Genomic DNA, 11,120 nt, shown 5'->3' on the forward strand with positions numbered 1-11,120 from the left:
ATCGATCGGCGGCGGGATGTCAACCGTGTGACGCGACGGTTAATCAGCGGATGGAGCTCTGCCGGATCACCAGCTCGGCCGGCACGACCGCCCGGCGCTCCAGCGGTCGACCGGCCGCCACCTGCTCGACCAGCAGCTCGATGCTGCGCCGGCCGACGGTGGTGAAGTCCTGCCGCACGGTGGTCAGCGGCGGCGTGAAATAGGCGGCCTCGGGCACGTCGTCGAAGCCGGCCACCAGCACGTCGCCGGGTACGCGTACGCCCGCCTCGTGGAACGCCCGGAGCAGCCCGAGCGCCATCTGGTCGTTGGCGACGAACACGGCCTCGACGTCGTCGCGCGCCGCGAGCCGGCGCCCGGCCTCGTAGCCCGACGACGGGCTCCAGGTGCCCCGCAGCGGCCGGTGCACGGTGGCGCCGGCCGCACGCAGCTCACGCCGCCAGCCGAGCACCCGGCCCTCGGCCTCGATCCAGTCGCCCGGCCCGGCCACGTGCCACACGGTGGACGCGCCCTGGTCGAGCAGGTGCCGCGTCACCCGCCGGGAGCCGTCCTCCTGGTCGACGCTGACCGCGCCGAGGCCGGGGACCGTGCCGCCCTCGACCACCACCGCCGGCAGCTCGCCGGCCAGCGCCGCCAGCACCTCGGCGGTGCCGGACAGCGGCGCGATCACGATGATGCCCTCGACCGCCTGCTTGCCCAGCCGGTCGAGGGCCGCGCGGACGGACGTCGCGGTGAGCGCGGTCAGGCTGTCGATGGTGACCACGAAGCCGGCGTCGCGGGCGGCCTGTTCGATGCCGAAGAGGGTGCTGGCCGGGCCGTACAGCGTGCTGTTGAAGGTGATCACGCCGAGCGTCTGCGAGCGCCGGGTGACGAGAGCGCGAGCGGCGGAGTTGCGGCGGTAGCCGAGGTCTTCGATCGCCTTGAGCACGCGGGCGCGGGTGTCGGGCCGCACGAGCGGATGGTCGTTGAGCACCCGCGAGACGGTCTGGTGGGACAGGCCCACCCGCCGGGCGACATCGGCCATCGTCGCGGGCCGGCGCGGCGCCCGGTCCCCATCGGCGGTGCCAGCCACTCGTCCGATCCTAGTCGGGGCCGCTCGCGTTTGACCACATAGGACGGCGGTGTGGCCCGTGAGGCCGTCGGGGCGGCAGGGAGCGAATTGGCGGGATATGAGCTGAATGACCGTGTAAGGACGAGGCCCCGGGGTACCCCACGGCGTGACCGACGCGCGGCGGGCAGGGCGGCGGCTTCCCGGCTGGGGACCCGCCGCCATCGTGCGGGAGCTCGGCCGCCGCCTGACCGTGTGGCACTGGCTCTATCTGGCGATCGTCTCCGTGATCGGCCCGGTGCTCTACGTCTTCGGCCTGACTCGGACCACCGCGGTGGTGCTCGTCGGCGGGGCCAGCGTGGTGTCCATCCTCGTCGGCGTGCACCGCCGCACCGTGCGCCGGCCGGGGGCCTGGCTGTTGATCGCGCTCTCGGCGACGCTGCTGACGATCGGCGACGCGTTCTTCGCCACGGCCACCACCGGGGTCATCCGACCGTCGGACTTCCCGCAGATCCTCGATCTCGTGTTTCTGTGCGCCTACCTGCCACTGGCGATAGGCGTGCTGCGGCTGACCCAGCCGTCGCCCACCTCCCGCAGTCCCCTGCTGGTGCTCGACGCCGCCGTTCTCACGCTGGCCGGATCGCTCATCACGTGGATTCTCGTGCTGCGCCCGGCGATCGAGTCGATGGACCAGGACCGGTTCACCGCGACCGTCGCGGTGGCCACGCTGGTCGGCTACGTCCTCGTGGTGGCCGCCGCCGTCGGCGCCCTGATCACCATCGGCCGCAGTGTCGCGCTGCTGCTGATCGCGGTCGGCACGGGTGTGTTCCTCTTCGCCGATCTCGCCTACGTCCGCGCCCGCGTGCTCGGCACCTGGGGCGACTCGGCACCGGTCGGGTTCCTCCTGCTCACCTTCGTGGTCGCCTGCGGCCTGGCGGCCCAGCTGCCGGCGCGCGAGAGCGTGCCCGAAGCCCCCCGGATCAGCCGCGGGTTCGGCCCGGTCGGCCTCGGGATCATCGCGGTCGCGTTGGTCGCCGCGCCGACCGCGCTGCTGGTCGAGGCGGGCCGCGGCGTGGTGCGGACGGGAGCGGTCATCGGCATCGTCGCGATCCTCGTCGCCGTCCTCGTCGTGGCCCGGATGGCGGTCTACGCCCAGGCGAGCCGGCGGCGGGCCGGGGTGACCTCGGTCGTGCGTGACACGCTGCGCATCCTCGCCGTCGCCACCGACGAAGGCCAGGTCCGCGGGGCCATCCGCGCGGCCGTCCGGGACGTGCTGCCCGACAGTGAGGTCAAGCTGGTGCGCGACGGGCGCCGGGGCGCGTTGCCGGAGGTGCGCGCCGGGCCGGGGGACCGCGGTGAGCTGGTCTATCCACTGGACACCGGTGCGGCGATCACGACGGACGCCGTCACGACCACCGGCGGTGTCGCCATCGTGACGGCGCCGGTCAGCCTGCTCGAGGACTACTACCAGGCGCTGCAGGCGATGCTCGACCAGGCCGCGCTCGCCCTCGACCGGATCGACCTGATGCACCGGCTCCAGGAGCGCGAACGGGAGCGCTACTTCCGCAGCATCGTGACCACCAGCACCGACGTGATCCTGATCAGCCAGGAGGACCACATCGAGTACGTCAGTCCGTCCGCACAACGGATGTTCGGGCGCGACGTCCGGGGCGAGCGCTTCGACCGCCTGGTGACGCCGACCCAGCCGGACCGGACGGGATGGCGCAGCGTCGAGGACGGCGCCGAGGGGCACGTCGACGCGCCCGACGGCAGCACCTCGGTGGTGCAGGTGTTCCGGCGCGACCTGACCGCGGATCCGACTGTCCAAGGGGTGGTGACCACGTTGCATGACGTCACGCAGGAACGGCTGTTGCGCCGCGACCTCGAGCGCCGGGCCAACGAGGACCCGTTGACCGGCCTGGCCAACCCGAACCGGTTCGGCGAGCAGTTGCGGGCCGGCTCGGGCTCGGCCGGGTGGGCCGCGCTCTTCGTCGACCTCGACGACTTCAAGGCCGTCAACGACACCTTCGGGCACCAGGTCGGCGACGGCCTGCTCGTGTTCGTCGCCCGCCGGATCGAGGACTGCGTACGCGCGGAGGACCTCGTCGCCCGCCTCGGTGGGGACGAGTTCGGCGTGCTGCTGCGCGACCTCGACGTGGAGACGGCGCGCGGGATCACCCAGCGGATCTCCGACGCGCTCGCCGAGCCCGCGATGATCAACGGCCTCCGGGTCGACGCGCAGGCCAGCATCGGGCTCGCGTTCATCGCCGACGACAGCGATCCCGACATGCTGATGCGCGAGGCCGACAGCGCGCTCTACAGCGCGAAGGCCGCGGGCAAGGGCCGCTGGCGGCAGTACCGGCCCGGGATGCCCGCGCCGACCCGGCAGCACCTCGGCGCCCGTGACCGGTTGGCGCGCGCCCTCCGGTCGGACACGCTCACGTTGCGCTACCAGCCGATCGTCGAGACGGCCACGGCGCGGCCGGTCGGTTTCGAAGGGTTGCTGCGGCTGCGCGACGGTGGGCCGCCGATGACCGCCGCCGAGATCATCCGGATCGCCGAGTCGACGGGGCTGGTCGCCGAGGTCGGCGACTGGGTGCTGGCCCGGGCGCTCGAGGACCTGCCGAGGCTCAACGACGGCACGGCGGCCCGGCGCTACGTGTCGGTCAACGTGGCGCCGCGCCAGCTGCGCCTGCCCGACTTCGGCGACCGGGTCGTCCAGCAGCTGACGCACTCCGGCGCCCGGCCGGACTCGCTCGTGCTCGAGATCACCGAGGGCGACCTGGTCGGCGAGGACGAGCGGGCCTGGACCTACCTCGACGACCTGCGGGCCGAGGGCGTGCGGGTGGCGATCGACGACTACGGCACCGGCTACGCGTCGCTGTCCTACCTGCGCCAGTCCGCGATCGACATGGTCAAGGTGGACGGCTCGTTCCTGGCCGACCCCACGTCGGCCCGATCGCGCGTGCTGGTTGAGACGGTCGCGGACCTCGTCGACCGGCTGGGGCTCGACATGGTGGCCGAGGGCGTGCACGACCCCGCCAGCCGCGACCTGCTGCTCGACGTCGGCTGCCGCTACGCGCAGGGCTACCACTTCGCCCGGCCGATGCGGGCGGACGCGGCCGCCGGCTGGCGCTTCAGCGAGGGCGTGCCCGCGGTCGACCGCGGTTGATCATGGCGGTGGCGGCGGGGCCTTACGCGGTGGGGCGGCCTTGTGCGGCGCGGCCTTGTGCGGCGCGGCCTTGTGCGGTGGGGCGGCCTTGTGCGGCGGTGGCGGTGGGATCGTCTCCACCGGTGGCGGCGCGGTCGGCCAGACGAGCAGCACCGCGCAGGGGGCGTGGTCGAGCACGAACCGGGTCGGCGGGTTGAGGCTGCGCGGGCCCAGCCGGGTGACCGGGCCGTCGCGGGCCACGACCAGCAGGTCCGCGCCCTCGGCGGCGGCCACGACCTCGCGTTCGAGCCGCCCGTGCCGCCGCACCGGGTCGGCCGGCCGGTCGAGGCGGGCCGCGGCGGCGGCCAGCAGCGCCTCCTCGGCGTGCGCGGCTGCCGCCCCGACGGCGGCCCCCGGATCGTCGCGGGAACCCCGGCCCACCATCCCGGCGTAGGCGTCGGACACGTCGGAGGCCAGCGCCGGGTCGGTGACGTGCAGCAGGGTGATCGAGGCGGACGGCGGCGCCACCTCGGCGGCGGCGTCGACGCACGCCTGCCAGGTGCCCTCGGCCAACCAGACGACGACCCTCACGACACAGTGGATAGTTTCAGAGCCACCCACAGCGCCGCTACCGCCGCGAGCAGACACGCCGGCACGGAGATCGCGCCCAGGCGCAGGAACGCCGCCGTCGCCGGTGGCTCGTCGCGGGCATGCAGGATGCGCCGCCAGAGCAGGGTGGCCAACGAACCGACGTACGTGAGGTTGGGTCCGACGTTGACGCCGATCAGCGCGGCCAGCACGAGCCCGGGGGTGTGCGCGACGACGGGCACCAGCACCAGCGTCGCCGGGACGTTGTTGACCAGGTTGGCCAGCAGCGCGGCGAGGCCGGCGACCGCGAGCAGCCCGAGCAGGTCGGCGTGGCCGGGGGTGAGCGCGGCGATCAGGTCGTCGAGGCCGTTGCGGCGCAGGGCGAGCACCACGACGCCCAGGCCGAAGACGAAGAAGCAGAACAGCGGGTTCGTCGACAACGCGATCCGCACCGCGGTGCGGCGGTGGTCGGTCGCGCGTACCACGAGAGGGATTGCGAGGACGAGGGCGCCGGCGGCGGCGACCCAGGCCGGCGCCACCCCCATCGGCTCGGCGGCGGCGAAGCCGGCCAGCGTCAGGGCCAGCACGACCAGCGCGAACCGGGGCGGCGGCGGCGCCTCGACGGCGGCCGGGCGGGCCGGCGTGGCGAGGTCGCCGGCGAAGAACCAGCGGAACACGGCGTACTCGACGGCGAGCACCGCGAGCCACGGCAGCGCCATCAGGCCGGCGAAGCCGAGGAACGTGAGGCCGGTCGCGCCGAACGCCAGCAGGTTGGTCAAGTTGGCCACCGGCAGCAGCAGCGAGCCCGCGTTGGCGAGATGGGTGCAGGCGTACACCTGCGGACGGGCCCGCACCCCCGCGGCGGCCGCGGTCGCGAACACCACCGGGGTGAGCAGCACCACGGTCGCGTCGAGACTGAGCACGGCGGTGACGGCGGCGGCGATCCCGAAGACGACGGTGAGCAGCCGGGTCGGGCTGCCCCGGGCCGCCCGGGCCGCGAGCGCGCCGGCGTAGGCGAACACGCCCCACCGGTCGGCGAGGTGGGCCAGGGCCAGGATCGCCGCGAGGAACCCGACCGTCGGGCCGAGCATGATCATCTCGTCGCGGGCCGCCGGCCACGGCACCAGTCCGCCGCCGACAGCGATGGCACCGGCCGGCACGGCGGCGGCCGCCTCCGGCAGCCCGCGGGGCCGGACCACGGCGAACGCCAGCACGACGGCCAGCAGCAGCACGGCCCACACGGTCGACACAGAGCGCCAGGGTACGGCCGGTAAGTGGCCTCCGCCCGGCGGCGGCGCGCCGGAGACCCGTCAGCCGGTCGCCGCCGGATGCTCAGCCGGACGCAACCCGTACCTCATCTCAATCGTGATCATCAATGGGGAATGCGTTGTCCATCTGGAAGGGCGTATCCCGACCCATGTCGTACCGCATCGACCGACGCCAGCTCCTCACTCTCGCCGGCGCCGGTGGCGTCGGCCTGGCCGCCACCGTCGCCGGCGTCAGCGCCGCGCCCGTCATGGCCGACCCCAAGCACGAGCTCGACCCGTTCACGCTCGGCGTCGCCTCCGGCGACCCGTTGCCGGACGGCGTCGTCCTCTGGACCCGGCTCGCCCCCGAGCCCCTGATCGCCGACGGCCTCGGCGGGATGAGCGGGCACGTCGTGCCGGTGCTCTGGGAGGTCGCCGAGGACGAGCGGTTCCGCCGCGTCGTCAAGCGCGGCCTCGAGCGGGCCACCCCGGAGCTCGGCCACTCGGTGCACGCCGAGGTGCACGGGCTGCGTCCGGACCGCGAGTACTACTACCGTTTCCGCACCGGCGGCGCGGTCAGCCCGGTCGGCCGCACCCGCACCGCGCCCTCGGCGCACTCCCGGCCGCGCGAGCTGTCGTTCGCCTTCGTGTCGTGCTCCAACTATCCGACCGGGTACTTCACCGCCTACCGGCACCTCGCCGAGGAGGAGCTGGACCTGGTGCTGCACCTCGGCGACTACATCTACGAGGGTCCGGCGGCGGGCACGCTCGGCCGGCCGCACCTGCCGGCCGCGGAGATCTTCTCGCTGGCCGACTACCGGGTGCGGCACGCGCAGTACAAGACCGACCCCGACCTGCGGCTCGCGCACGCCCGGTTCCCGTGGGCGGTGACCTGGGACGACCACGAGGTCGAGAACAACTATGCCGACGAGACCTCGGAGGACGCGGCGCAGAGCCCGGAGTCGTTCCTGCGCCGGCGGGCGGCGGCCTACCAGGCCTACTACGAGCACATGCCGCTGCGCCGCTCGGCGGTGCCGCACGGCCCCGACATGCGCATCTACCGGCGACTGCGGTACGGCCGGCTCGCCGAGTTCAACCTGCTCGACGGGCGCCAGTACCGCTCGGACCAGGTGACCACGCCGGAGGAGCTCGCCGACCCGGCCCGCTCGATGCTCGGCGCGGAGCAGGAGCGGTGGCTGACCGACGGGCTGAGCCACTCGGCCGGCACCTGGAACATCCTGGCCCAGCAGACGGTGATGGCGGAGGCCGACCGCGACCCCGGCCCGGGCGAGCTGCTGCCGAACGACAACTGGAACGGCTACGAGCCCGCCCGGCAGCGCCTGTTCGACACGGTGGCCCGCCGCCGGATCGAGAACCTGGTCGTCGTCACGGGCGACGCCCACTGCAGCATGGTGGCGGAGCTGAAGCAGGACTTCGACGACCCGGCCTCGCGTACGGTCGGCGTCGAGTTCCTGGGCACCTCGGTCACCTCGGGCGGCGACGGGGCGCCGATGGACACCCGCGGCACGGAATGGCTGGCCTCGAACCCGCACATGAAGTTCTACGACGGCCGCCGGGGCTACGTCCGGGTCACGGCCGACCATCGCGCGCTGCGCACGGACTACCGCGCCGTGCCGGCAGTGTCCACCCCGGACGCCGCCGTCTCGACGATCGCGAGCTTCGTGGTCGAGGAAGGCCGCCCAGGCGTGCGCAGCTCTTAGCAGGCGGTCGCCAACGGGGTGGTCTCCCGCAGGTGTGCGATGTGGCCCCCGCGCAGCTCCAGGTGGGTGCCGGTGAAGCGGGCGCGCATGCGGCGGTCGTGGGTGACGATGACGACCGCGCCCGGGTACGACGCCAGGGCCTGCTCCAGTTCCTCGACCAGCGCGGGGGAGAGGTGGTTCGTCGGCTCGTCGAGCAGCAGCAGGTCGACCGGTTCGCTGACCAGCCGGGCCAGCTCGATGCGGCGTCGTTGCCCGTACGACAGTTCGCCGATCCGCAGTCTCAGGTCGGCCGGGCGGAACAGGCCCAGGGAGAGCAGCTCGTCGGTGTGCTCGTCCGGGTCGCCCGGCCGGCCGTGGGCGAATGCCCGCGGCAGCGTCAGGTCGGCGGGCCACGGGGATTCCTGTTGGCGCAGGTGCCCGATCCGGCCGTGCGTGCGGACCGTTCCGGCGTCCGGTCGCAGTTCGCCGGCCAGGACCCGGACGAGGGTGGTCTTGCCCGCTCCGTTGGGGCCGGTGACCAGGAGCCGTTGCCCGGCCCCGATCCGCAGCGCCGGCACGTGGAGCCGGTCGGCGACGCGGATCCCGGCCAGCTCCGCGGCCGCCTCCGGCGCTTCGCCGTCGGCGCCGGCGATGGTCGGGGCGAAGACGAGCGGGTCCGGCGGCGGCGTGACGGGGTTGCCGGTGAGGCGCTCGATGCGCTCCTTGGCGTTGCGGATGCGGCCCATCGCGCCGTGGTCGCGGCCGCGGGCCCGGAAGGCGCCGTGCCCGAACTTGGCCATCGGGGACCTGCGCGGGATGGCGTCCAGGCGGACCGCGTTCGCGGCGGCCAGCCTCCGGTTGCGGGCCAGTTCGGCGCGCCAGTCGTCATATTCCTGGAGCCGGCGTCGGCGTTCGGCGGCCTTCGCGGCGAGGTAGCCGTCGTAGCCGTCGCCGTGGCGCGTCACCGTGCCCTCGCCGACTTCCAGGATGGTGGACGTGACCCGGCTCAGGAACTCCCGGTCGTGCGTCACGGCGAGCACCGTGCCGCGGTGCGCCCGCAGGTGCGTCTCCAGCCACCCCACCGCCTGGTCGTCCAGGTCGTTGGTCGGCTCGTCGAGCAGCAGGAGTTCCGGCTGGGACGCCAAGGTGGCGGCCAGGGCCAGCCGCGACCGTTCACCGCCGGACAGCGTGCCCAGCGGCCGCGTCCGGTCCAGGGCCGGCAGGCCCAGCCCGTGCAAGGCGATGTCCACGCGCGTGTCGGCCGCGTACCCGCTGCGCGCCTCGTAGCGGGCGACGAGGTCGGCGTATGCCTCCAGCGCGGCCGCGAGCCGTGCACCCGCCAGGCCGTGCAGTGCGGTCTCGGCGTCGCGCATCCGCGACTCGAGCGCGCGCAGGTCGGCCAGGGCGAGGTCGATCGCCTCCTGGACGGTCGCCTCGGCCGGCAGCGCCAGCGACTGGGGCAGGTAGCCGATGCCACCGGGCGCGACCACCGTCACCTCGCCGTTGTCGGGCCGGTCGACCCCGGCGAGGAGCCGCAGCAGCGTGGACTTGCCCGCGCCGTTGTCGCCGATGATGCCGGCCTTCTCGCCCGGCTTGACGGTGCAGGAGACGGTGTCCAGCACCACGCGGTCGTCGTAGCGGCGGGTGACGTGGTGCAGCGAGAGTTGAGCGGTGAGCAAGAAGGCGATCTCCTGTCGGTTCAGCGGTGGGCCGGGCGTGGGCGCAGGCCGTCGAGGGCGGTGGTGACGAGGCGGTCGGTGTAGTCGGCGGTGAGCGGCCCGCTGCGGTGCAGCCAACGGTTGAGGACGGGCCCCCAGATCAGCTCCGCGGCCACGTCGAGGTCGAGGTCCCCGGCGAGTTGCCCGGCCTGCTGAGCGCTGCGCAGCCGTTGTCGCTTGGCCTCCTTCAACGGCCCGTCCAGCCGTTGCGCGTAGGCGGCGGCCAGCTCCGGGTCGTGCGCGATCTCGGTGGCCAGCGCGCGCATCGGCTGGTCGTAGCCCGGATCGTTGAGCTCCGCGATCGTGGCGCGCAGCACCGCCTTGAGGTCGGCTTCCAGGTCGCCCGTGTCGGGCAGCACCGGGGGCTCACCCTCGGCGCCTTCGCTGAGCAGGAGGAAGGCGTCGAAGATGACGGCGCCCTTGGACGGCCACCAGCGGTAGATGGTCTGCTTGCCGACCCCGGCCCGCGCGGCGATGCCCTCGATGGTGAGCCGGCCGTAGCCGACCTCCCGCAGGAGGTCGAACGCCGCCGTGAGGATCGCCCGGCGTGAGGCTTCCTTCCGGCGGGCCGCGTCGGGCGCCGCTCTGCGCTGCGTCGTCATGCGGCGACGATAGCACAGACGAGACGGACCGTCTCGTCTCGCTTCAGGGTGTCAGTCCCTCGACGCCCAGGTGCCGCGCGCGGTGCGCTTCGCGTGATAGAGCGCCGCGTCGGCCTTGCGGAGCAGCCCGTCCAGGTCGAATCGGTGGTCGGAGAACGCCACACCCACGCTGGCCGACACGCTCAGTCGCATGCCGTCGATGCTGAACGGCGGGGCCAACGCATGGATCATCCGGTCCGCCGTCGCCCCCACCTCGTCGACGTCGCGGGGGTGGGCGATCAGCACGACGAACTCGTCGCCGCCGAGGCGTCCGAGCAGGTGCCTCGAGGAGTCCGCCAGCCGCCGGAACCTGTCCGCGACGGCCGCCAGGAGCCGGTCGCCCGTACCGTGTCCATAGTGGTCGTTCACCTGTTTGAACCCGTCGAGATCAACGAAGCAGATGCCGAGCCGCATGTCGCCGTCGGAACGCGCGCGGTCCTGGACCCACTCGTGCAGATAGGCACGGTTCGCCAACGCGGTCAGAGGATCCTGCCGGGCCTGGTCACGCAGCCGGATCCGCAGCAGGTGCTGCTCGGTGATGTCGACGCCGATCACCAGCACGAACGGCGAGCCGTCGATGATGCGGGACAGGACGAGCAGGGTCCAGCGACCATGGCCCGGTGAGTCGCGTACCCGCGCTTCAACCTGGAAGGCGTCCGGTGGCGCGGGGCCCATGGCGCCGAGCTGGCCGACGACGTGGTAGAGGTCCAGTTCCTGGTTGGCGGGTTCGAACAGGTCCGCGAGCAGCCGCCCGGCCGTCGGTCCGTGCTGCGACCCGACGATCGTGTCGAAGGCCGGATTCACGTCGACGAGCTTCCCGGCCTGGTCCACCACCGCGATGCCGACGCCCGCGTGATGGAACGCCGCCTTGAACCGCGGGATGACGCCGTCGCTCGGGTCGTCCGCGCCGGGTTCTCCCATGAAGATGGATCCCGCCACGCCCATGGGACCTACCCGGGCTCAGCGCAGGGAAACCCGGCGGACGGGCGCCGCGGCGTGGGCGGCCCGCGAGGTTTGCGACCGGCCGTTC

The 11,120-nt window shown here is 73.6% G+C and carries 8 protein-coding genes; 2 read left to right on the plus strand and 6 right to left on the minus strand.

All coding sequences use genetic code 11. The annotated features are described in order from the left end of the window. Window positions 1-43 precede the first annotated feature (43 nt). Window positions 44-1,069, minus strand: a complete 1,026-nt coding sequence (locus O7635_RS27760; RefSeq protein WP_278083425.1) for a LacI family DNA-binding transcriptional regulator — start codon at window positions 1,067-1,069, stop codon at window positions 44-46. A gap of 145 nt (window positions 1,070-1,214) precedes the next feature. Here O7635_RS27760 and O7635_RS27765 point away from each other — a divergent pair, with 145 nt between their 5' ends. Continuing rightward, on the plus strand, window positions 1,215-4,217 hold the full coding sequence (locus O7635_RS27765; RefSeq protein WP_278083426.1) for a bifunctional diguanylate cyclase/phosphodiesterase: 3,003 nt from the start codon (window positions 1,215-1,217) through the stop codon (window positions 4,215-4,217). On the opposite strand, the gene O7635_RS27770 is transcribed toward O7635_RS27765, so the two are convergent. Both O7635_RS27770 and O7635_RS27775 read right to left on the minus strand, forming a co-directional pair. Further along, a complete protein-coding gene (locus O7635_RS27770; protein ID WP_278083427.1) occupies window positions 4,218-4,787 on the minus strand; it encodes a universal stress protein in 570 nt (189 codons plus the stop codon). Then, window positions 4,784-6,034: an SLC13 family permease gene (locus tag O7635_RS27775; protein WP_347405305.1), complete on the minus strand. Its 1,251-nt coding sequence runs from the start codon at window positions 6,032-6,034 to the stop codon at window positions 4,784-4,786. Before O7635_RS27775 ends, O7635_RS27770 begins: the two co-directional genes overlap by 4 nt. A gap of 167 nt (window positions 6,035-6,201) precedes the next feature. Between O7635_RS27775 and O7635_RS27780 the strand changes: the two genes are divergently transcribed. Beyond that, window positions 6,202-7,752, plus strand: coding sequence for an alkaline phosphatase D family protein (locus O7635_RS27780; protein WP_278083428.1), 1,551 nt, complete (start codon window positions 6,202-6,204; stop codon window positions 7,750-7,752). Here O7635_RS27780 and O7635_RS27785 read toward each other — a convergent pair. Genes O7635_RS27785 through O7635_RS27795 form a run of 3 tightly spaced genes read right to left on the minus strand, consistent with a single transcriptional unit; the run spans window position 7,749 to window position 11,029 of the window. Next, window positions 7,749-9,410 (minus strand): TlrC/CarA/OleB/SrmB family ABC-F type ribosomal protection protein, encoded by a 1,662-nt coding sequence (locus O7635_RS27785; protein WP_278083429.1) that lies wholly within the window; start codon window positions 9,408-9,410, stop codon window positions 7,749-7,751. The two genes, O7635_RS27780 and O7635_RS27785, sit on opposite strands and share 4 nt — an antisense overlap. Window positions 9,411-9,430: 20 nt before the next feature. Next, window positions 9,431-10,051, minus strand: coding sequence for a TetR/AcrR family transcriptional regulator (locus O7635_RS27790; RefSeq protein WP_278083430.1), 621 nt, complete (start codon window positions 10,049-10,051; stop codon window positions 9,431-9,433). A gap of 51 nt (window positions 10,052-10,102) precedes the next feature. Next, window positions 10,103-11,029: a sensor domain-containing diguanylate cyclase gene (locus O7635_RS27795; protein WP_278083431.1), complete on the minus strand. Its 927-nt coding sequence runs from the start codon at window positions 11,027-11,029 to the stop codon at window positions 10,103-10,105. Window positions 11,030-11,120 lie beyond the last annotated feature (91 nt).

It is taken from the genome of Asanoa sp. WMMD1127, from assembly GCF_029626225.1.
In the GTDB taxonomy this organism is placed as follows: Bacteria; Actinomycetota; Actinomycetes; order Mycobacteriales; family Micromonosporaceae; genus Asanoa.

What these genes read in the sequence shown, in the direction of transcription:
- O7635_RS27780 (WP_278083428.1), top strand. Translation starts at nt 6,202, where the DNA reads ATGTCGTACCGCATCGACCGACGCCAGCTCCTCACTCTCGCCGGCGCC.
- O7635_RS27790 (WP_278083430.1), bottom strand. Translation starts at nt 10,051, where the DNA reads ATGACGACGCAGCGCAGAGCGGCGCCCGACGCGGCCCGCCGGAAGGAA.